We start from the raw sequence: 19,408 nt of genomic DNA on the forward strand, positions 1-19,408 counted from the left end.
GTGAAACAAGGAAAGACCATGAACCAACCGTATCAATCCCCCGAGGCCGACCTGGGGACGGCCGCCGTGGAAACCTATCAACCACGCATGTTCCAGACCGCCGGTCGCCTGGGCCGCGCGCGTTATTTCGTCTATGTGATGGCGCTCACCATGATTCTGTACGTGGCCATGGGGCTGGCCATGGCGGCGGGGCTGGGCGTCGACCCGTCCGGCGGCGGCGCGATGATGATTCTGATGATGCTGGTGGTGGCGGTGGTGGGGATTTTCATGACCGTGATGAGCATCATCTACGGCATCCGCCGGCTCAATGACCTGAACATGAGCGGCTGGCTGATTCTGCTGATGTTCGTGCCGATCGCCAACTTCGTGATCGCCATCATGCTGCTGTTCGTGCCCGGCTCCAAGGGCGCCAACAACTACGGCCCGAAGCCGGCCCCCAACAGCACCGGCGTGATCGTGGCCCTGGTGGTGCTGCTGGTACTGTTCATCGGCGGCTTTGTCGGCCTGGGCGCCCTGATGGGCTCGATGAGCGCGGGCATGGACCCGGCCATGTATCAGAGCTACTGAACGCGGCTCTGGCCCAAAAAAAAGGCTCCCTAACGGGAGCCTTTTTTTATCGCCGGATGCCGCCGGAGCGGCACGGCACGGAGTTACGGCAGCAGATGCTTCACCGCGTCCCGTTCCTCGGCCAGCTCGGTCTCGGTGGCGGTCATGCGCTCGCGGGAGAAGTCGTTGACTTCCAGACCCTGAACGATTTCCCAGTCACCGTTCTTGCACACGCAGGGGAAGGAGTAGATCAGGCCTTCCTGAATGCCGTAGGAACCGTCGCTGTAGATGCCCATGGACACCCAGTCGCCTTCATCGGTGCCCAGCGCCCAGGAGCGCATGTGGTCGATGGCGGCGTTGGCGGCGGACGCGGCGGAGGACGCACCCCGTGCCTTGATGATGGCGGCGCCACGCTGTTGCACGGTGGGGATGTACTCGTCCGCGTACCAGCCCTGATCGACCTGCTCGGCGGCGTTCTTGCCGTCCACTTCGCAGTGGTGCAGATCCGGGTACTGAGTGGAGGAGTGGTTGCCCCAGATGGTCATCTTCTTCACGTCGTTGACGGTCTTGCCCAGCTTCTCGGCCAGCTGCGCCATGGCGCGGTTGTGGTCGAGGCGGGTCATGGCGGTGAACTGACGGGGATCGATGTCCGGCGCGTTGCGCTGGGCGATCAGGGCGTTGGTGTTGGCCGGGTTGCCCACCACCAGCACCTTGATATCGCGGCTGGCCACGTCGTTGATGGCCTTGCCCTGGGCGGAGAAGATCGCCGCGTTGGCTTCCAGCAGATCCTTGCGCTCCATGCCCGGACCGCGCGGACGGGCGCCGACCAGCAGGGCGTAATCGGCATCCTTGAAGGCCACCTTGGCGTCATCGCTCTGTACGATGCCGGCGAGCAGCGGGAAGGCGCAGTCGTCCAGCTCCATGGCCACGCCTTTCAGCGCTTCCAGGGCAGGGGTGATTTCGAGCAGCTGCAGGATAACCGGCTGGTCCTTGCCGAGCATGTCGCCGGAAGCAATGCGGAACAGCAGGGAGTAGCTGATTTGGCCAGCGGCGCCGGTGACAGCAACGCGTACAGGTGCTTTCATGAAAAAATCTCCTTGGAGTCGTCGGGAGAAGCGAAGGAGCCTCCGAATCACTCCCCGCCGGTGGCGCCATGGGGGCCGCCATCGTCGGGGAGTGACTCCAGGTTCCCTGGACGCGGCGCATTATAGAGGAGCGGCGGGGCGAGCGCACGGATCGTCGCCGGGAGGATGGACTCAAGGCGCCGGATGATCCGGCTGATGGTCCCGATAGTGCACCGGCGTGACCCCGAACCAGCGCTTGAAGGCCCGGTTGAAGGCGCTCTGTTCCGAGTAGCCCAGGTCCAGGGCGATCTGGTTCACGGAGCGGTCGCTGTGGCGCAGCCAGTCGCAGGCCAGGCGCCGGCGTTCGTCTTCCAGCAGGGTGGAGAAGTCGGTTTGCTCGGCGCGCAGGCGCCGGCGCAGGGTCCAGGGTTTGACGCCCAGGCGCTCGGCGATGGGCTCCAGTTGCGGCACGCCGTCCACCAACCGTTGCTGGATTTCCAGGCGCACTTGTTCGAGCAGGTTGTCGCGGGCGCGGTACTGGGTCACCGCGCGCTGCACCCGGGAGCGGGCCAGGCGGTGCACTTCCGGGTCCGCGTCGCGCAGCGGGCGGTCCAGCACCCGGGCGTCCAGCACCACCGCGTTGAGCGGCTGGTCGAACAGGATCGGGCAGCCGAACACGCGCTGGTATTCGTCGTGCCGCCCGGGGTCGGCGTGCATCAGGTGCACCGCCAGCGGGTCGTAGTGTTCGCCCAGGATCCAGCGGCCGAACACCACCGCGCCGGCCAGGGTGGCGTCCACCCGGTGACCGCTGAGCGCGGTGTTGTCCAGGGTGTCCCAGATTAGCCACAGATCGTCGTCGCGCCATTCGAAGCGCAGCTCGAAAAACTCCGAGGTGACCCGGGTGAAGGGAATCAGCAGTTCAATGGCGTCGCGCAGGGTGGCGCTGGACATGCTGGCGTAGCCCAGCTCGCCCATGAAGCGGGGGCGGATGCCTTCGCCCATATGCAGACCGAACAGCGGGTCGCCGCTGCGGGCCACGGCGTATTCCAGCAGCTTTTGCTCCACCTTGAGCGGCAGGCGGGCGTGGGGGGATTCCAGCTCGGCCTCGTCCACGCCCAATCGCACCAGGGCATCACTGAGATCGACACCGGCGTGCAGCGCGGCGTCGAGCAGATGCTCGATCCAGAACGAAGCGACGGTCAGGGAACCGAACGACAGGGAAGCAGCGTGGGCCATGGGCGCTTTTTTGTTATGCAAGCCACCGGAGCCCTCAGGAAACGCCAAAGCACCGACTCAAGTCAATGACAGGAGTGCTCGCCGGGGGGATCATCGGCCGGGCCGCGCGGCCCGGCCGGCACCGTCAGGCGTCTTTTTGCTCGCGGGCCAGTTTGTTGACCTTGCGGCTGATGCGGTTGAGTTTCTTGTCCAGGCTCTCCATTTCCTCGCGGGTGGGCAGGCCCAGGCCGTGGGCCAGGCGCACGCGCCATTCGTCCAGCGGGCTGTCCTGGCGGGCGGCGGCGTTCTTGCCGGTGCCCTTGGCCTGTTCGGCGCGTTTGCTCTCGCCGGCTTTTACCAGGGTCTGGAACCAGTCGCGGCCGGATTCCGCCAGTCGATTGATCGCGCCCAGCGCGGCTTTGTTAAGCTTGTCGGCGGCGGTGTTCAGGTCGTTCAGGGTCTCGTTCATGAAAAGGGCCTCCTTTTCCAGATGAAGTGGGAACGATGGTACCGGGGCCCCGCCGGGTGTTCGGCAATATTGTTCGACAATTAAACAACCTGTTCCGGCGACGCCGGACCTTTGGGAGATCAGTGATGCGAGTCGTTTTGCCCCAGGGCAGCTATCAGTCGGTGGCCGGTGACGGTGTCCGCGAATTCCGTGGCGTGCCGTTCGCGCTGCCGCCCCTGGGCGAGCACCGGTTCAAGGCGCCCCAGCCACTGCCGGACAGCGGCGACGAGCACAACGCCGACCGCTATCCGACCCCGTCCCTGCAGATGCGTAACCCGGCCATGGGGATCGATGAGAGCGGCGAGGACTGTCTGTATCTGAATCTGTGGGTGCCGGAAGGGGAAGGGCCCTTTCCGGTAATGCTGTGGTATCACGGCGGCGGTTACACCGCCGGGTCCGCGTCCCAGTTGCTGTACAACGGCGCGCGGCTGGCCGCCGACCAGAAGGTGATCGTGGTCAATGCGGCCTACCGTCTGGGCGCCCACGGCTTCGCCGACTTCACCGCCGTGGCGCCGGAGCTGGAGGCCGACACCAATCTGGGCCTGCGCGATCAGGTGGCGGCCCTGGAGTGGGTGCACCGGCACATCGAGGCGTTCGGCGGCCGGCCGGACCAGGTGACGATTTTCGGTGAATCCGCCGGCGGCTTCAGCGTCGCCAGCCTGATGGCCACGCCGCGGGCGCGGCCGTTGTTCCAGCGGGCCATCGTTCAGTCCGGCGGCGGTGATTTCGCGCTGGCCCCGGAAGAGGTGGCCAAGGTCACCCGCGCCTTCGTGGAGGCCCTGCCCGGCGATGGCGGTGCCGCCGATAAGCTGCGCGCGGCGGACGCCAAGGCCTGGGTCAAGGCCCAGGGCCAGGCCCTGCGTACCCTGGTGCGGCGCGGCCTGCGCGACACCACCCCGCAGTTCGCCATGAACTTCCTGCCGATGGTGGACGGTGACCTGCTGCCGCGCCTGCCGGTGGACGCCATCGCCGCCGGGGAGGCGGCGGACATCGCGCTGATGGCCGGGGTGTGTCGCGACGAGTATCATTTCTTCCAGTACGCCGGGCCGCTGGCCGGCTTCCCCAGCGTGGAGGAACTGCGCGGCTACGACGACGGGGAAATCCTGCGCCGCTTCGAGCGCGCCCTGCCGGGCAACGGTGAGCGGGTGCTGGCGCATTACCGGCGCACCGTGACCCCGGATCCGGCGCGCAGCAACATGGATTGGTTTTCCGCCATGGAAACCGACCGTCTGTTCCGCGTTCCCACCCTGCGCCTGCTGGATGCCCAGGCCGCCCACCGCGCCGACACCCGGGGCTATCAGTTCACCTGGCCCAGCGACCAGTTCGGCGTGCCCATGGGCGCCTGCCATGTGGTGGACGTGCCGTTCGTGTTCGGCGTCACCGACACCGTGCCCGGGCAGTTTCTCACCGGCGGCGGCGCCGAGGCGGCGGCGCTGTCGGAGCGGGTGCGCGCCGACTGGGGCGCCTTCGCCCGCGGCGAAGCCCTGGCCGGGCCGGCCTGGCGGGAGCGCCGCACGGTGCTGCAATACGGTCCCGGCGACGCCGAGGCACCGCTGTTCGAGGCCGACGACGAGGCCCTGTGGGCGGACCTGATCCCGGCACCGCGCGACTAGCGCGGTACCCAAAACCCGTTATGTACCATAGAATATAGCCCGTAATGAAGGAGCACCCCCATGACCGTGGCCCAGGCCATTGAAAGCAAGGTGCGCGACGCCTTGCCCGTCGCTCACCTGCAACTCGAGAACGAAAGTCACAAGCACGGCGTGCCGCCGAACTCGGAAACCCACTTCAAGCTGGTGCTGGTGTCCGAGGCGTTCCAGGGGCAGATGCCGGTGCGCCGCCACCAGACGGTGTACGGCCTGCTCGGCGAGGAACTGGACGGCCCGGTGCACGCGCTGGCGCTGCACCTGTTCACGCCGGACGAGTGGCGCGCCCAGGGCGGCGAGGTGGCGGCCTCCCCGGACTGCCTGGGCGGCAGCAAGCACGACCCGGAGTTCGGCCAATGAGCGGCGCCATCGTGGTGGCGGCGCTGTACCGCTTCACCCGCCTGGAAAACTTCGAGGCGCTGCGCGAACCCTTGCTGGCGCTGATGGAGCGCCACGACGTGAAGGGCACGCTGCTGCTCGCCCATGAAGGCATCAACGGCACCATCTCCGGGGACCGCGCCGGCATCGACGCGGTGACGGGCTGGCTGCGCGCCGACCCGCGCCTGGCGGATCTGGAGTACAAGGAATCCTTCACCGACGCCCATCCGTTCCTGCGCAGCAAGGTCAAGCTCAAGCGCGAGATCGTCACCATGGGCGTCGAGGACGTGGACCCCAATCGCAGCCGGGGCACCTATCTGGAAGGCGAGGACTGGAACCGGGTGATCGCCGATCCGGAAACCCTGGTGATCGACACGCGCAACGACTACGAGTACGAGGTCGGCACCTTCGAGGGCGCCCTCAACCCCAACACCAAAAGCTTCCGCGAATTCCCGGACTATGTGCGCGAGCACCTGGACCCGACCCGTCACAAGCGGGTGGCCATGTTCTGCACCGGCGGCATCCGCTGCGAGAAGTCCACCGCCTACCTCAAGGAGCAGGGCTTCGACGAGGTCTATCACCTCAAGGGCGGCATTCTCAAATACCTGGAGACCGTGCCCCGGGAGCAGTCCCTGTGGCGGGGCGAGTGCTTCGTGTTCGACGAGCGGGTCACCGTGGATCACGACCTGAAGCCCGGTGTGTACGACCAGTGCCACGCCTGCCGCCGGCCGATCTCTGAACAGGATAAGGCGTCGCCATTGTACCGGCGGGGCGTGTCCTGCCCGCACTGCCATGACCAATCCTCGGCGGAGCAGAAAGCGCGCTTCGCCGAACGACAAAAGCAGATCGACCTGGCCCGGCAAAGGGGCGAGCCCCATCTGGGGCATGACCCGCGCGGTCGGGACGATCCGCACCCTGACCACGAGGAGTAATGTTCGAATGCGCGTTCTGTTGTTGCTGGCCGGCCTGATCCTGTCCATCGCCACCTCCGCCGCCGAGCCGGTGCGGGTGGCGGTGGCCGCCAATTTCGCCAAGCCCCTGGAAACCCTGGTGGCGCTGTACGGCAAGGATCACCCCGACGTCACCATCGAGACCACGGTGGCGTCCACCGGCAAGCTGGCCGCGCAGATCCGCCAGGGCGCGCCGTTCGACATTTTCCTGGCCGCCGATGACCGTCGGCCGATGGAACTGGATAAAGAAGGCCGCGGCGTGGACGGCACCCGCCGGGTCTACGCCCTGGGCCGGCTGGCGCTGTGGAGCCCGGAGCAGGGCCTGGACCTGGGCCCGGCGCTGCTGGAAAGCGGCGACCTGAGCCCGATCGCCCTGGCCAACCCGCGCCTGGCGCCCTACGGCGCCGCCGGTCAGGCGGTGCTGGACGCCTTGAACCTGCCGTCGTCGGTCAAGGTGGTGCAGGGCGAGAACGTGGGCCAGGCCTACCATTTCGCCAGCAGCGGCGCCGCCCGCGCTGGCTTCGTGGCGTTCAGCCAGGTGCGCGGCGCCGGCGGCAGTCTGTGGCTGCCGGACAGCGAACTCTACCCGACCATCGAGCAGCAGAGCCTGCTGTTGAAGGACCGGGCCGAGGCGCGCGCCTTCTATGAGTTCCTGAGCAGCGACGCCGCCGGCGAGCGCATCGAGGAAGCCGGCTACGGCGTCGCGCCCCGGTGACGGTATCGCCGGCGGACTGGCAGGCGCTCTGGGTCAGCGTCAAGCTGGCGCTGATCAGCACCACCCTGTTGCTGATGCTGTGCACGCCGCTGGCCTGGTGGCTGGCGCGCCGTCGCCGGCGGGGGCAGGCGCTGCTGGAAGCGCTGCTGGCGCTGCCGCTGGTGCTGCCGCCCACGGTGCTCGGGTTCTATTTGCTGCTGTGGCTGGGCCCGAACGGGCCCGGCGGGCTGGTGGCCGGCCTGTGGGGCGCCCACAGCCTGGCGTTTACCTTTACCGGCCTGGTGCTGGGCTCGGTGCTGTATTCCCTGCCGTTCGTGCTGCAGCCCCTGAAGAACGCCTTTCTCGCCATCGATCAGGACACCCTGGACATGGCCGCCACCCTGGGGGCGCCGCCCTGGGATCGGTTCCGCAATGTGGTGCTGCCGCTGGCGCGGCCCGGTTACCTGTCGGCGGCGGTGCTTGGCTTCGCTCATACCCTGGGCGAGTTCGGCGTGGTGCTGATGATCGGCGGCAGCCTTTCCGGCCAGACCCGGGTGGCCTCGGTGGCGCTCTATGAACACGTGGAAGTGGGCGACTACGCCCAGGCCCACCAGCTTGCCCTGGTGCTGGTGCTGCTGTCCCTGGTGCTGCTGTGGGGCCTGTTCCGCTGGCAGCGCCGCCCGGGGACGCTGACCTGATGGGAGGCCGGCCATGAGTTTGCAGGTGGACCTGAAACTGCGGCGCGGCGACTTCCGGCTGACGGTGAACGGCCGGCTGCCGGAGCGGGGCGTGACCATTCTGTTCGGCGTTTCCGGCGCCGGCAAAAGCAGTCTGCTGAAAGCCATCGCCGGGCTGCAACCGTGCCAGGGCCTGATCCGTTTTGGCGATCAGGTGTGGCAGGACGAGGGCGACAGCCTGCCGGCCCATCGTCGGCCGGTGGGGCTGATGCTGCAGAAGCCGACCCTGTTTCCCCATCTGGACGTGGCCGGCAACCTGCGTTTCGCCGCCCGCCGCTCCGGCGCCGACACCGGTCGCTGGCGGGAGGTGGTGGCCTTGACCGAATTGCAGCCGCTGCTGACGCGCGGCGTGGCCGGCCTGTCCGGCGGCGAGGCCCAACGGGTGGCCCTGGCCCGGGCACTGCTCACCGAGCCGGATCTGCTGCTGCTGGACGAGCCGTTGTCGGCGCTGGACGCGGAGCGCCGCCAGGCGCTGATGACGGTGATCGCCCGGGTCGCCGAACGCCTGCCGGTGCTGTACGTCACCCACCAGCTCGACGAGGTGATGACCCTGGGCGACCACCTCTGGTGGCTGGATCAGGGCGGCCTGCGCGAGCAGGGCGAACTCACCGAACGGCTGGCCGGGCTGCACGGACCGCTGGCCGCCGGCGGCCAGGCGGCGGTGGTGCTGCATACCCGTCACCGCCACTACGATCCCCAACACCATCTGCTGGAACTGGCCCTGGGCGAGCGGGTGCTGCGCCTGCCCGCCGACGGCCCCCGGGGCGACACGCCACGTCTCAAGGTGGCGGCCCGGGACGTGAGCCTGACGCTCAGCGCCGCCCGCGATTCCAGCGTGCTCAACATTCTGCCCGCCCGGGTGGACAGCCTGCGCGACCTGGGCCACGGGCAGTGCCTGGTGCGCCTGGAATGCGAAGGGCAGTGGCTGCTGGCGCGGCTGTCCACCCTGTCCCGGGACAGCCTGGGTCTGCGCCCGGACAGCACCGTCTACGCCCAGATCAAGGCCGCCGCCCTGGTCTAGCCGCGCGGCGGCTGCGCGGCGCGGCGGCGATCTGCTAACCTGCCGGCATCCTGAACGGAATAATAATGGGCGGCAAACCGCCTTTGGGGATCACCATGGACAGGGGGAAACAAGGATGGAAAGCGTCAATACGCTGATTATTGGCAGTGGCTTCGGCGGTTCGGTGATGGCCTGCCGGCTGGCCGAGCGCGGCGAACAGGTGGTGGTGCTGGAACGTGGCCGCCGCTGGCGACCGGAGGACTACCCCAGCGTCAGCCAGGACCACTGGTTCTGGGACGAGGACGAGCCGGAGCGCCAGAACGGCTGGCTGGATTTCCGCTACTTCGGTGATATGAGCATCGCCCTGGGCGCCGGCGTCGGCGGCGGCTCGCTGATCTACGCCAACGTCAGCATCGAACCGCCGCCCCAGGTGTTCGAACAGGGCTGGCCGGAGGCGATCACCCACGCCATCCTCAAGCCCCACTACCGCACCGTCGGTCGCATGCTCAATGTGCAGACCCTGCCGGACCGGCAGTGGACCCCGCGCACCCGCCTGATGCACGAATCCGCCGATAAGCTCGGTCACGGTCACCGCTTCCGGGTGGTGCCCCAGGCGATCACCTTCGACCCGGACTGGCACGCCGGCCTGGACGACGCCTTCGACTACCGCCACAGCAAGCCCTGGACCAACGAACAGGGCCAGCGGCAGGGCACCTGCGTGCACTGCGGCAACTGCGACCTGGGCTGCCCGGTGCAGGCCAAGAACACCCTGGATCTGAACTACCTGGCCCGCGCCGAGCAGAAGGGCGCCGACGTGCGCCCGCTGCAGCAGGTGCGCTGGATCCGGCCGCTGGAGGGCGGCGACTACGAAGTCGGCGTCCGTGACCTGGACGCCCGCGCCTGGCGCCGGCTGCGCGCGCGCCGGGTGATCGTCGCCGCCGGCAGTGTCGGCTCCACGGAGCTGCTGCTGCGCTGCCGCGACCAGTACAAAACCCTGCCCCGGCTGAGCCCCGCCCTGGGCCGGGGCTGGACCAGCAACGGTGACTTCATGACGCCGGCGTTCTATCCGGATCGGGACATCGCCCCCACCCGTGGACCGACCATCACCTCGGCCATCGATTACCTGGACGGCAGCGACGGCGGCGCCCGCTATTTTGTCGAGGACGGCGGCATTCCCGACCTGCTCGGCAACTGGCTGGAGCGGGCCGGCCGGCACCCGCGCCTGGCCCGCACCCGGCTGGGCGCGGCCCTGCTGGAATACGGCCGCGACAGCAACCCGTTCGCCGGCCTGATGCCCTGGTTCGGGCAGGCCATCGACGGCCCCGGTGGTCACTTTGCTCTGGGGCGGCGCTGGTACGCGCCCTGGAAGAAGGACCGGCTGCGTCTGAAGTGGGATTACCGGTTCGCGGAGAAGGCGGTGCAGGCGCTGGCCGAACGGCACCTGCGACTCACCGAGGCCACCGGCGGCCGGGCGATGACGCCGGCCACCTGGCGCTGGTTCCGCAATCTGGTGACGCCGCACCCGCTGGGGGGCTGCAATATGGCCAACACCGTGAAGCAGGGCGTGGTGAACCACGCCGGGGAAGTGTTCAACTATCCCGGGGTGTTCGTGGTGGACGGCGCCACGGTGCCCCGCGCCCTGGGGCTCAACCCGTCGCGCACCATCGCCGCCCTGGCGGAACACGCCGCCGAGCAGTGGCGCGGGTAACGCAACATCGAGAGAGCGGAAAAACAGGCATGAACGACGACAATCGGTACCAGGTGGTGATCACCGGCGAGACCCTGGGCGGCGCCGATCCGGAGCAGGTGGCGGCGCGGCTGGCGCGGCTGTTCAAGATGCCGGACGGCAAGGCGCGGCAGCTGCTCGGCGGCGGCCCGCGAACGGTCAAGAAAGACGTGGACGAGGCCACCGCGCGCAAGTTCCAGGTGGCCCTGCGCCAGGCCGGCGCCCGCTGCGAACTGCAGCCGCTGGGCGCGCCCACCCCCGCTTCAGGGTCCGGTCAGGCGGCCGCTGACGCTCCCATGGAAACCAAGGCTGAGGGCTCTCAAGACCCTGAGGGCTCCCAAGACGCTGACCTGGAAACCGTGGGCACCCTGCGTACCGGCGGCACCGGCTTTACCGGGCCTTTCCAGGTGGCCCCGGTGGGCGCGGATATGGACCCCTCGGAGCGGCCCGCGCCGCCGCCGGCGCCGGACACCGGCCACCTGTCCATGGCCGAGCCCGGCGCGGTGATCGAAACGCTGAAGCGGGAGGCACCGGCCCCGGTGCCGGACACCGGGCATCTGTCGCTGGCGGATGAAGGGCGGGGTTGAGGGTCAGCCTTCCGGCCCCTGGAAGTGCAGCAGGATTTCCTCGAGCACATCCGGAATACCCCGGCCCATCTGGCGCACCAGCTTCTCGTCGCGCCACACCTCGTCCAGTTCCGGGTCCTCGTCGACGCCGGAAATCAGGATCATGGGCAGCAGCCAGTTGGCCATGGTGTCGTCTTCGTCGTCCTCGGTGAACCACTGCTGCTCGTGCAGGAACACGCCGCTGAGGAAGCCCGCGCACCAGGATGCCAGGTCGTTACCGTCGTCTTCCTGGTAAGGGTCCAGCAGGCAGGGCAGGGTGATGCGCTCGCCGGCCAGGGTGTCGGTGAGCAGGCGCGCGCGCAGTTCGTCCAGGGCGGCGGCCACCGCCTCCGGCAGCGGCATTTCCAGAGCTTCGCCGAAGTCCGCCGGGCCCTGGTAGGGGCCCACCGCGAAGGCGCACAGCAGACCATGGGTTTCCACCCAGGAAGGCGCTTCCTCACCCTGGTCGGCGAAGTGGTGGGTGATGGTGTCCTTGAGCTGGGGATTGGTGATGGTGGTCATGGTGTCCTGGGGGTGGCTGGCACGGGCCGCCAGGATACCCGTTCGCCGCCGCCGCGCCCAGCCGTGGCCTTGCCCGGACGGGCCGGGCCTTCTACTCTCGTGCTTTCATGATTCGCGTGCTTTCATCATTCGGCCTTCCATCACTCATTGCTTAAGGAGAACCCGCCATGCCCTCATCGTCGCTAGCGGATCAGGTGGTCTGGATTACCGGCGCGTCCTCGGGCATCGGCGAGGCGGCGGCGGCGGAATACGCCCGCTATGGCGCCCGGCTGGTGCTCTCCGCCCGCCGCGAGTCAGAGCTGGAGCGGGTGCGTGCCGGCCTGGTCAACGCCGACGAGCACCTGGTTCTGCCCCTGGATCTGACCGACGAGGCGGCCATGGGGCCGGCCACCGAGCGGGTGCTGAACCATTTCGGGCGCATCGACCAGGTGGTGCACAACGGCGGCATCTCCCAGCGTGCTCTGGCCCGGGACACCAGCCTGGCGGTGGATCGGCGCATGATGGAGGTGAACTACTTCGGCACCGTGGCGCTGACCAAGGCGGTGTTGCCGGCGTTTCTGCGCCAGGGCGGCGGCCGCTTCGTGGTGGTCACCTCCCTGGTCGGCGAGCTGCCGACGCCGAAGCGCTCCGCCTACAGCGCCAGCAAACATGCCCTGCACGGCTTTTTCGAGGCGCTGCGCGCCGAGGAGTACGACAACGGCGTGCGCGTGACCCTGGTGCTGCCGGGCTTTATTCATACCCGCTTGTCCTACAACGCGCTGGTCGGCGACGGCAGCGAGCAGGGGACCCTGGACGACGCCCAGGCCAACGGCATGGACCCGGCGGAGTGCGCCCGCAAACTGGTGGAGGCCGTGCAGCGCGGCCGCGATCAGGTTATCATCGCCGGCCGCGAGGGCGCGGGCGTCTACCTGAAGCGCTGGGCGCCGCCGCTGTACCGTCGCGTAATCCGCAAAATCAAGGTGACCTGATCCGAGCCGTTCTATGACCGCCGACGCCCTGGACGCCAAACAACGCACCCGTCTCAACAAGCTGCAGAAGAAACTGCGGCGCGAAACCGGCCGTGCCATCGCCGATTTCAACATGATCGAGGAAGGCGACCGCATCATGGTGTGCCTGTCCGGTGGCAAGGACTCATACACCATGCTGGAGATTCTGCGCAATCTGCAGCACTCGGCGCCGGTGCACTTCGAGCTGGTGGCGGTGAACCTGGACCAGAAGCAGCCCGGTTTCCCCGAGCACGTGCTGCCGGAGTACCTGGAGCGGGAAGGGGTGGCCTACCACATCCTGGAAAAGGACACCTATTCCATCGTCAAGGAGAAGGTGCCCGAGGGGAAGACCACCTGCGCGCTCTGTTCCCGTCTGCGCCGGGGCAGCCTGTACGGCTTCGCCGAGGAGATCGGCGCCAACAAGATCGCCCTGGGCCACCACCGTGACGACATCGTCGAGACCCTGTTTCTGAACATGTTCTTCGGCGGCAAGATGAAAGCCATGCCGCCCAAGCTGCGCAGCGACGACAACAAGCACATCGTGATCCGGCCGCTGGCCTATTGCCGCGAAAAGGACATCGTCGAGTTCGCCGCCTTCAAAAATTTTCCGATCATTCCCTGCAACCTGTGCGGCTCCCAGGAAAACCTGCAGCGCCAGGCGGTGAAGGAGATGCTCAACCAGTGGGACAAACGGTTCCCCGGGCGCATCGAAAACATCTTCTCGGCGATCGGTAACGTGGCGCCGTCGCAGCTTGCCGATACCCGCCTGTTCGACTTCGAACACCTGGAAGACGGCCAGCAGCGCGGTGGCGCCGCCGCGCACCGGCTGGACGTGGTCAACCTGTTCCAATAACGATCGGCGGTGATCGTTCATTTTCCGTGACCGATGCGTCACGACGGCGGCGCCCCACCGCATGATTCATGGCCGGGTTTCCGGTAAAATGCCGCCGCTTTCCGGCCAGCACGCGTTGCCCTGGCCTCGTATCGACTCTCGACCTGAAAGGTAGGAGCACATGACCGATCGCATCCAAAAAGGCGGCCTGGACGTCGCTAAAGAACTCCATGATCTGGTGGCCAACGAGATCGCCCCGGGCACCGGCGTGGATCCGGAGCACGTCTGGGCCGAGCTGGAAAAAATCCTCGCCGACCTGGCGCCGCGCAACAAGGCGCTGCTCGCCAAGCGTGAGGACATCCAGAAGAAGATCGACGCCTGGCATCTGGATCGCAAGGGTCGGAAGATCGATCCGGCGGAGTACAAAACCTTTCTGCAGGAGTTGGACTACCTGCTCCCCGAAGGCGGTGACTTCAAGGTGGGCACCAAGAACGTGGACGAGGAATTCGCCCACATCGCCGGCCCGCAGCTGGTGGTACCGGTGCGCAACGCCCGCTTCGCCCTGAACGCGGCCAACGCCCGCTGGGGCAGCCTCTACGATGCCCTGTACGGCACCGACATGATTTCCGACGAAGGCGGTGCCGAGAAAGGCGGCGCCTACAACCCGAAACGCGGCGACAAGGTGATTGCCTACGCCCGGGATTTCCTCGACAAATATTTCCCGCTGGCCGGCGGCTCCCACAAGGACAGCACCGGCTATGCGATCCAGGACGGCAAACTGGTGGTGCGCCTCAAGGACGGTGAATCCGGCCTGAAGGACGAAAGCCAGCTGCAGGGCTACCGCGGCGACGTCGGCAAACCGGACGGCGTGCTGCTCAAGCACAACAACCTGCACGCGGAAATCCAGGTGGACGACCAGCACCCGATCGGCGCCGAGGACCCGGCCCACGTCAAGGACGTGCTGATGGAATCCGCCGTCACCACCATCCAGGACTGCGAAGACTCGGTGGCCGCGGTGGACGCGGAAGAGAAAGTCGAGGTGTACCGCAACTGGCTGGGCCTGATGAAGGGCGACCTGAAGGAATCCTTCGAGAAAGCCGGCCGCACCCTGACCCGCGAACTGAACCCGGACCGGGAATACACCGCTCTGGACGGCGGCACTCTGGTACTGCCGGGCCGCTCCCTGATGCTGGTGCGTAACGTGGGCCACCTGATGACCAACCCGGCGATCCTCTATAAAGGCGAGGAAATTCCGGAAGGCATCATGGACGCCATGTTCACCGTGCTGGCCGCCATGCACGACCTGAAGAAAACCGATGGCGCGCGCAACAGCCGCACCGGCTCGGTGTACATCGTCAAGCCGAAGATGCACGGTCCCGAGGAAGTGGCCTTCGCCGTGGAACTGTTCGAGCGCGTGGAAGACGCCCTGGGTCTGGAACGCAACACGCTCAAGATCGGCATCATGGACGAAGAGCGCCGCACCACCGTGAACCTGAAGGAGTGCATCCGCGCCGCCAAGGACCGGGTGATCTTCATCAACACCGGCTTCCTGGACCGCACCGGCGACGAAATCCACACCTCCATGGAAGCCGGCCCCATGGCCCGCAAGGGCGACATGAAAGGCATGCCGTGGATCAACGCCTACGAGGCCTGGAACGTGGACATCGGTCTGGAATGCGGCCTGAAAGGCGTGGCCCAGATCGGCAAGGGCATGTGGGCGAAGCCGGATGAGATGGCGGAAATGATGGCCACCAAGGCCGGCCACCCGAAAGCCGGCGCCAACTGCGCCTGGGTGCCGTCGCCCACCGCCGCCACCCTGCACGCCATGCACTACCATGAAGTGAACGTGCAGGAGGTTCAGGACCAGCTGGCCAGCCGTCAGCGCGCTTCCCTGGACGACATCCTCACCATCCCGCTGCTCGACCGTGAGCTCAGCGACGAGGACATCCAGCAGGAACTGGACAATAACGCCCAGGGCATTCTTGGCTATGTGGTGCGCTGGATCGACCAGGGCGTGGGCTGCTCCAAGGTGCCGGACATCAACAACGTGGGCCTGATGGAGGACCGCGCCACCTGCCGGATCTCCAGCCAGCACATCGCCAACTGGCTGCACCACGGCATCGTCACCGAGGAACAGGTGATGGCGTCCATGAAGCGCATGGCCGAGGTGGTGGACCAGCAGAACGCCGGTGACCCGACCTACCGGAACATGGCGCCGGACTTCAACGGCAAGGCCTTCCAGGCCTCCTGCGACCTGGTGTTCAAAGGCTGCGAACAACCCAGCGGCTACACCGAACCGGTCCTGCACCGCCGCCGCCTGGAACTCAAAGGCGAAGCCTGACCCCCCCCCCAAGCCCGGCTCCGCCGGGCTTTTTTCTGGGGTCGGACCACCCTAACCCCCTGATTCCCCTCGTTTTTGATCCTCCAGCAACCTGGCATTCGCTGCTTAGAGCCGTGTTTTCGCCCATGAAAAGCGCGAATAACGGGACAGCCGTCCCGCCTTAAGATGGCCATTCAGGCCGGCAAAACCGCTGTTTAAGCCTTCTGAACGCCCCGTCAGGAAGGCGAACTCCAGCTATATCAAGGGGTTATCGTGGTCCGACCCCGGTAGGGGGGGCTTGCATGCCGGCGGTGACGAAGGCGGTCATTTGTTGGAGGACTTCTTCGGAGTCTTCCGGGTGGCAGATGCCGGGGGCCAGTTGTTCGAGGCGGTGGGTGTCCGAGAAGGCGTACATGTAGGCGCCGATCATCAGGATCACGCGCCAGTGGGCGTCCCGTTCGCTGATGTTCGGCAGGGCCTTGCGGAAGGCGTCCACGAACGCCTTGGTGGATTCGTTGTAGGCTTCGTCGCGGAGTTCGTAGGAGATCTCCGGTGGTTCCGTGTGCAGGCGCGCCTGCAGGCGGATAAAGGCGCGGCCGGAGACGGTGGCGCGCAGTTCCAGGGTGGGGATCAGGAAGGCACGCACGATGTCGACGACCTGAAGCGGGCCCTGGCGTTCCAGTTCGCTCAGGCGTTCCAGGCGCTGGTCGGAGATGCGCTTGCCGCGACGCAGGAACACTTCCTGGAACAGGCCGTATTTGGAACCGAAGTAATAGTTGATCAGCGCCTGGGTGACTTCGGCGGCGTCCGCCACTTCACGCAGGGTAGTGCCGGCGTAGCCACGTTCCGCGAACAGCAATTCCGAGGCATTCAGAATGCGGTCGCGGACCTGGCCGTTGGAGCCTTCCGGTCGGCCGGGGCGGTTGCGGGCCGCGGTCTTGGTTTTCTTCTTCGGGGCGACACCGCGTCGGCCCTGGACTTTGGGGCTGGGCATGGGACTCCGGCCAGAATTAAAGAGGTGAATAAATACAAGCGCCGCCGCGTATTCTAGGGCCTGTTCCCCCCATTTGCATCACGCTGGCGCCGCCGCCGGTCAGGCTTCCAGCTGACGGGCCAGCGCCGCCCAGGGCAGCACGTCCGCGTTCTTCTGGGCCATGTCGAACAGGTTGGCCCGGTGCGGCGCCAGGGCCCGGTCACCGACGCAGTCCTCCAGCACCAGCGGCCGGAAGCCGTGGCTCATGGCGTCCACCACGCTGGCGCGCACGCAGCCGCTGGTGGTGCAGCCGGTGACCACCAGGGTGCCGACGCCACGCTGGGTGAGCCAGGCCGCCAGACCGGTGCCGAAGAATGCCGAAGGCACGGTCTTGCGCAGCACCCATTCGCCGTCCACCGGCGCCAGCCGGTCGACGATGGCGCTGGCCGGGTCGGTTTCCTTGAGCCCCAGCAGACCCGGCACCTTGAGCGTGAACACGTTGGCGTCCGCGTCGTCGTCGGCGAACACGATGCGGGTGTGCACCACCGGCCAGCGGCGTCGGCGCGCCTCGGCCAGCACCGGCACGGTGGCCTCGATGGCGTCGGTGATATTGCCGCCGCCGAATCGGTTCGGATCGGCGAAGCCGTTGACGAAGTCCACCAGCAGCAGAGCAGGTCGCCCGTGCAGACCCAGCCGCCCGCCGAACCCCTGCTGTTGGTAGACGTCCTGATCCTGGCTCATGCGTCGGGCTCCTGCTCCAGAACCCGACCGTCGCGCACCAGGGTCTCGCCGTCCAGACGGACGGTGCAGCCGCGCATGGGGATGTCGATGTGGCAGGCGGCGGTGCGGTCGCCGCCGGCTTCATTGTTGGGACCGGTGGACCACAGGAAGTTGCCCTCGAAGGCGCGCGCATCCATGCCGATGGTCGCTTCCCGGTCATACAGCGCCAGGGTCGACCAGCGTGCCCGCTTCTGCAGACCCCAGCCCACATGGGAGAGGGCATAGGATTCCGGGTCGTCGAAGGCGTCCATGTAGTCGCGCAACAGGTCCGCGTCCAGGCCGCCCTCGATGGCGGTGACATAACCCTCGCGCACGGTCAGGCGCACCGGCGCCTGCACGTAGCATTTCTGCGGCAGCAGAATGTCGCCCCGGTCGAGCACCACGGTGCCGTTGGCCTGGCCCTCGTTGGCCCAGGTCACCACGAAGCCGCTGGGCCAGTGGTCCCAGCGACCGGGCTGGTCGACGAAGCCGTATTCCTGAATCACCGGGTAATCCCCCAGCGGGCAACGCAGATCGGTGCCCGCCGCGGAGGTCACGTGCATTTCCCGGGCCCGCTCCAGCCGCGCCGCCGCCCGATTGACCCGGGCCCGGTCCGCTTCCGTGGGCACCAGCCGCGCGAGGATCTCCGGCGGTTCCACCGCCAGCAGAATGCGCGTGCCGGATTTGAGGATGTCGAGCTGCTCCGGGGAGAACAGCAGGGTCATCAGGTCCAGCACCAGATCGCTTTCCTTGAGCGCGGCGATGGCCGCCCGGTTGCCGCTCAGCGGGGTGGTGCCCAGATAGGCGAGCGGGTCGCGGCTCAGCGATTTCTCGCCGTTCACCGGTGGCAGTTCCAGGCGGTTGGCGCGGGCCCCCAGCTGACCCAGCGCCACCAGGGCGGTACGCAGGGTCTGCGGGTGGGTGCCGTCGCTGGTCAACAGGGTGACGATGTCACCGGCTTGCAGTTTCGAGAGGGTCAGAACCTGTTTCCAGGCGTCGATCATTTGGGTGTCGCTGACCGCCATGACAGGGCTCCTTTACCGAAAATCAGAAATCAAAGAGGCGTGCCGAGAAAATCGCCGAAGGCGCGGTAGAAGGCGTCCTCGTCGTCCCAGGGAATCATGTGGCCGGCGCTGGTGACGCGGGTGACGCGCAGTTCGGGAATCAGGGTTTCGATTTCCGCCACGTCCGCGTCGCTGATCACGTCGCCACGGCCCGCCGCCATCAACAGCACCGGCACCTGGATGTGCGGCATGTCCTGGTGAATGTCTTCCTGGTGCATGTCGTCGTAGCTCTTGACCACCGCGCGCTCGTCACAGGTGTGCAGCCATTCCGCGCGCAGGCGCAGCTGTTGCTCGCTCCAGGTGGGGCAGAACTCGCGCATGGCGTCGGCGTCCATGCCTTCCCGGGCGGCGCGGATGGAATCCACGTACCAGGGCAGGGCGGACGGGTAGGGGCGCCGCCCGGGGCCGGACACCGGCGGGTCGATCAGCGCCAGCCGGTCGAAGCCGGCGTCCGGGTGGCGGCGGGCCAGGCGCACCGCGATGCGCCCGCCCATGGAGTGTCCGACCACCATATAGCGCTGTAAACCGAGCGCCTCGGCGAAGGCGGCCACGTCGTCGGCCTGGGCATCCAGGCCGTAGTCCAGGGTGTCGGAGGCTTCGCTGAGCCCGCGACCACGCACGTCCAACACATAGGTGTCGAAGTGGCGGCCGAAACGTTCGGCCACGAAACCCCAGGTCACCGCCGGGCTGGTGATGCCCGGCACGATCACCACCGCCGGGCCCTTGCCGCCGTAGCGCAGGTAGTGCTGGCGGATGCCGTTGGCGTGCACGTTGGCGCCGTACAGGTATTCGCTCATGGGGCCTCCTCAGTAAGCGCCGGACAGCAGGGCGCCGGCGCCGGGGACGACGGGTTCCAGGTCCAGGGCCTTGAGCATCTGGTAGG

General features: G+C 67.3%; 20 protein-coding genes. 12 read left to right on the top strand and 8 right to left on the bottom strand.

The genetic code is table 11. The annotated features are described in order from the left end of the window. Positions 1–18 precede the first annotated feature (18 nt). On the top strand, positions 19–567 hold the full coding sequence (locus ACLD0W_RS18620) for a DUF805 domain-containing protein (protein ID WP_410308944.1): 549 nt from the start codon (positions 19–21) through the stop codon (positions 565–567). 83 nt (positions 568–650) lie between these two features. Here the strand turns inward: ACLD0W_RS18620 and ACLD0W_RS18625 are convergent, their stop codons facing one another. From ACLD0W_RS18625 to ACLD0W_RS18635, 3 genes are all read right to left on the bottom strand, one after another. Continuing rightward, positions 651–1,631 (bottom strand): malate dehydrogenase, encoded by a 981-nt coding sequence (locus ACLD0W_RS18625; RefSeq protein WP_410308945.1) that lies wholly within the window; start codon positions 1,629–1,631, stop codon positions 651–653. Positions 1,632–1,802: 171 nt separating this feature from the next. Beyond that, positions 1,803–2,846: an AraC family transcriptional regulator gene (locus ACLD0W_RS18630; protein ID WP_410308946.1), complete on the bottom strand. Its 1,044-nt coding sequence runs from the start codon at positions 2,844–2,846 to the stop codon at positions 1,803–1,805. 124 nt (positions 2,847–2,970) lie between these two features. Next, positions 2,971–3,294: a poly(hydroxyalkanoate) granule-associated protein gene (locus tag ACLD0W_RS18635; protein WP_410308947.1), complete on the bottom strand. Its 324-nt coding sequence runs from the start codon at positions 3,292–3,294 to the stop codon at positions 2,971–2,973. Positions 3,295–3,419: 125 nt separating this feature from the next. Here ACLD0W_RS18635 and ACLD0W_RS18640 point away from each other — a divergent pair, with 125 nt between their 5' ends. From ACLD0W_RS18640 to ACLD0W_RS18675, 8 genes are all read left to right on the top strand, one after another. Continuing rightward, the gene (locus tag ACLD0W_RS18640) at positions 3,420–4,946 is read left to right on the top strand and encodes a carboxylesterase/lipase family protein (protein WP_410308948.1); all 1,527 of its coding nucleotides are present in this window, start codon (positions 3,420–3,422) and stop codon (positions 4,944–4,946) included. A gap of 60 nt (positions 4,947–5,006) precedes the next feature. Then, a complete protein-coding gene (locus ACLD0W_RS18645) occupies positions 5,007–5,339 on the top strand; it encodes a BolA family protein (protein WP_410308949.1) in 333 nt (110 codons plus the stop codon). Then, positions 5,336–6,289: a rhodanese-related sulfurtransferase gene (locus tag ACLD0W_RS18650; protein ID WP_410308950.1), complete on the top strand. Its 954-nt coding sequence runs from the start codon at positions 5,336–5,338 to the stop codon at positions 6,287–6,289. The genes ACLD0W_RS18645 and ACLD0W_RS18650 overlap by 4 nt, the downstream gene beginning before the upstream one ends. A 7-nt stretch (positions 6,290–6,296) precedes the next feature. Continuing rightward, entirely contained in the window at positions 6,297–7,022 is a 726-nt protein-coding gene (modA, locus tag ACLD0W_RS18655) for a molybdate ABC transporter substrate-binding protein (RefSeq protein ID WP_410308951.1), read from the top strand. Continuing rightward, positions 7,019–7,699: a molybdate ABC transporter permease subunit gene (gene modB / locus ACLD0W_RS18660; protein WP_410308952.1), complete on the top strand. Its 681-nt coding sequence runs from the start codon at positions 7,019–7,021 to the stop codon at positions 7,697–7,699. The genes modA and modB overlap by 4 nt, the downstream gene beginning before the upstream one ends. Positions 7,700–7,712: 13 nt before the next feature. Then, a complete protein-coding gene (modC, locus tag ACLD0W_RS18665) occupies positions 7,713–8,759 on the top strand; it encodes a molybdenum ABC transporter ATP-binding protein (RefSeq protein ID WP_410308953.1) in 1,047 nt (348 codons plus the stop codon). Between the two features lie 115 nt (positions 8,760–8,874). After that, complete coding sequence (locus ACLD0W_RS18670) at positions 8,875–10,446, top strand: GMC oxidoreductase (RefSeq protein WP_410308954.1); 1,572 nt, start codon at positions 8,875–8,877, stop codon at positions 10,444–10,446. 29 nt (positions 10,447–10,475) lie between these two features. Beyond that, positions 10,476–11,051, top strand: coding sequence for a hypothetical protein (locus ACLD0W_RS18675; protein ID WP_410308955.1), 576 nt, complete (start codon positions 10,476–10,478; stop codon positions 11,049–11,051). A 3-nt stretch (positions 11,052–11,054) separates the two neighbouring features. Here ACLD0W_RS18675 and ACLD0W_RS18680 read toward each other — a convergent pair whose 3' ends face one another. Continuing rightward, entirely contained in the window at positions 11,055–11,591 is a 537-nt protein-coding gene (locus tag ACLD0W_RS18680) for a YecA family protein (protein WP_410308956.1), read from the bottom strand. Between the two features lie 167 nt (positions 11,592–11,758). On the opposite strand from ACLD0W_RS18680, the gene ACLD0W_RS18685 reads away from it, so the two are divergent. The 3 genes from ACLD0W_RS18685 (at position 11,759) to ACLD0W_RS18695 (ending at position 15,750) form a co-directional block, all read left to right on the top strand. Next, positions 11,759–12,559 (top strand): SDR family oxidoreductase, encoded by an 801-nt coding sequence (locus ACLD0W_RS18685; RefSeq protein ID WP_410308957.1) that lies wholly within the window; start codon positions 11,759–11,761, stop codon positions 12,557–12,559. A 13-nt stretch (positions 12,560–12,572) separates the two neighbouring features. Continuing rightward, a complete protein-coding gene (gene ttcA / locus ACLD0W_RS18690; protein WP_410308958.1) occupies positions 12,573–13,430 on the top strand; it encodes a tRNA 2-thiocytidine(32) synthetase TtcA in 858 nt (285 codons plus the stop codon). A gap of 160 nt (positions 13,431–13,590) precedes the next feature. Next, positions 13,591–15,750 (top strand): malate synthase G, encoded by a 2,160-nt coding sequence (locus ACLD0W_RS18695; RefSeq protein ID WP_410308959.1) that lies wholly within the window; start codon positions 13,591–13,593, stop codon positions 15,748–15,750. A 247-nt stretch (positions 15,751–15,997) separates the two neighbouring features. Here ACLD0W_RS18695 and ACLD0W_RS18700 read toward each other — a convergent pair whose 3' ends face one another. The 4 genes from ACLD0W_RS18700 to ACLD0W_RS18715 all read right to left on the bottom strand — a co-directional run bounded on the left by ACLD0W_RS18700 (position 15,998) and on the right by ACLD0W_RS18715 (position 19,322). Continuing rightward, positions 15,998–16,723, bottom strand: a complete 726-nt coding sequence (locus ACLD0W_RS18700) for a TetR/AcrR family transcriptional regulator (RefSeq protein ID WP_410308960.1) — start codon at positions 16,721–16,723, stop codon at positions 15,998–16,000. A gap of 99 nt (positions 16,724–16,822) precedes the next feature. Further along, a complete protein-coding gene (locus tag ACLD0W_RS18705; protein ID WP_410308961.1) occupies positions 16,823–17,443 on the bottom strand; it encodes an isochorismatase family protein in 621 nt (206 codons plus the stop codon). Continuing rightward, the gene (locus ACLD0W_RS18710) at positions 17,440–18,486 is read right to left on the bottom strand and encodes a 2,5-dihydroxypyridine 5,6-dioxygenase (RefSeq protein ID WP_410308962.1); all 1,047 of its coding nucleotides are present in this window, start codon (positions 18,484–18,486) and stop codon (positions 17,440–17,442) included. The genes ACLD0W_RS18705 and ACLD0W_RS18710 overlap by 4 nt, the downstream gene beginning before the upstream one ends. 29 nt (positions 18,487–18,515) lie before the next feature. Further along, the gene (locus tag ACLD0W_RS18715; RefSeq protein WP_410308963.1) at positions 18,516–19,322 is read right to left on the bottom strand and encodes an alpha/beta fold hydrolase; all 807 of its coding nucleotides are present in this window, start codon (positions 19,320–19,322) and stop codon (positions 18,516–18,518) included. Positions 19,323–19,408: the final 86 nt, after the last annotated feature.

The organism is Alloalcanivorax sp. C16-1 (assembly GCF_046507805.1).
Lineage (GTDB): Bacteria > Pseudomonadota > Gammaproteobacteria > Pseudomonadales > Alcanivoracaceae > Alloalcanivorax.

Bases quoted from the DNA above. Each gene is read 5' to 3' on its own strand.
- ACLD0W_RS18620 (WP_410308944.1), top strand. From the start codon at position 19: ATGAACCAACCGTATCAATCCCCCGAGGCCGACCTGGGGACGGCCGCC.
- ACLD0W_RS18625 (WP_410308945.1), bottom strand. From the start codon at position 1,631: ATGAAAGCACCTGTACGCGTTGCTGTCACCGGCGCCGCTGGCCAAATC.
- ACLD0W_RS18630 (WP_410308946.1), bottom strand. From the start codon at position 2,846: ATGGCCCACGCTGCTTCCCTGTCGTTCGGTTCCCTGACCGTCGCTTCG.
- ACLD0W_RS18635 (WP_410308947.1), bottom strand. From the start codon at position 3,294: ATGAACGAGACCCTGAACGACCTGAACACCGCCGCCGACAAGCTTAAC.
- ACLD0W_RS18640 (WP_410308948.1), top strand. From the start codon at position 3,420: ATGCGAGTCGTTTTGCCCCAGGGCAGCTATCAGTCGGTGGCCGGTGAC.
- ACLD0W_RS18645 (WP_410308949.1), top strand. From the start codon at position 5,007: ATGACCGTGGCCCAGGCCATTGAAAGCAAGGTGCGCGACGCCTTGCCC.
- ACLD0W_RS18650 (WP_410308950.1), top strand. From the start codon at position 5,336: ATGAGCGGCGCCATCGTGGTGGCGGCGCTGTACCGCTTCACCCGCCTG.
- modA (WP_410308951.1), top strand. From the start codon at position 6,297: ATGCGCGTTCTGTTGTTGCTGGCCGGCCTGATCCTGTCCATCGCCACC.
- modC (WP_410308953.1), top strand. From the start codon at position 7,713: ATGAGTTTGCAGGTGGACCTGAAACTGCGGCGCGGCGACTTCCGGCTG.
- ACLD0W_RS18670 (WP_410308954.1), top strand. From the start codon at position 8,875: ATGGAAAGCGTCAATACGCTGATTATTGGCAGTGGCTTCGGCGGTTCG.
- ACLD0W_RS18675 (WP_410308955.1), top strand. From the start codon at position 10,476: ATGAACGACGACAATCGGTACCAGGTGGTGATCACCGGCGAGACCCTG.
- ACLD0W_RS18680 (WP_410308956.1), bottom strand. From the start codon at position 11,591: ATGACCACCATCACCAATCCCCAGCTCAAGGACACCATCACCCACCAC.
- ACLD0W_RS18685 (WP_410308957.1), top strand. From the start codon at position 11,759: ATGCCCTCATCGTCGCTAGCGGATCAGGTGGTCTGGATTACCGGCGCG.
- ttcA (WP_410308958.1), top strand. From the start codon at position 12,573: ATGACCGCCGACGCCCTGGACGCCAAACAACGCACCCGTCTCAACAAG.
- ACLD0W_RS18695 (WP_410308959.1), top strand. From the start codon at position 13,591: ATGACCGATCGCATCCAAAAAGGCGGCCTGGACGTCGCTAAAGAACTC.
- ACLD0W_RS18700 (WP_410308960.1), bottom strand. From the start codon at position 16,723: ATGCCCAGCCCCAAAGTCCAGGGCCGACGCGGTGTCGCCCCGAAGAAG.
- ACLD0W_RS18705 (WP_410308961.1), bottom strand. From the start codon at position 17,443: ATGAGCCAGGATCAGGACGTCTACCAACAGCAGGGGTTCGGCGGGCGG.
- ACLD0W_RS18710 (WP_410308962.1), bottom strand. From the start codon at position 18,486: ATGGCGGTCAGCGACACCCAAATGATCGACGCCTGGAAACAGGTTCTG.
- ACLD0W_RS18715 (WP_410308963.1), bottom strand. From the start codon at position 19,322: ATGAGCGAATACCTGTACGGCGCCAACGTGCACGCCAACGGCATCCGC.